The sequence below is a fragment of the Pseudomonas sp. PME37.24/025 genome, assembly GCF_055556615.1.
Genome location: NZ_JBVHNK010000080.1, coordinates 1 through 306, shown reverse-complemented (window position 1 = coordinate 306; position 306 = coordinate 1). Strand labels below are relative to the sequence as shown.

1 protein-coding gene is annotated in these 306 nt (G+C 71.6%); it reads left to right on the top strand.

Annotation, left to right across the window (positions count from 1 at the left end; translation table 11 throughout):
* The coding region (locus ACZ3HH_RS29590; protein WP_465810082.1) for a hypothetical protein at window positions 1-306 on the top strand (306 nt) is incomplete at both ends.

Sequence of the window (306 nt, the reverse complement as noted above, 5' to 3'; positions counted from 1 at the left end):
GCCGAGAACGACCGTGAGCTCGAGCGAGAGATCAACCTGCTCGCAGCCCGCTCGGGGGAGGGCGGCCGATCGTTCACGAGCGCCCGGCCGCGACTGCACATGGACCTGCCCGGCGGGGCGCGTCTGGCAGCGATCGCGGAACCCGTCGCCACCCGACCGACGATCGTCATCCGTATCCACCGCCTCGTCGACGTCACCCTCGACCAGCTTGTAGAGCGCGGCACCATCACCCGCCAGGCGGCAGCTTTCCTCCGCGCGGCCGTCATCGCCGGGGTCTCCGTCGTCACCAGCGGCTTCCCCGGCGCA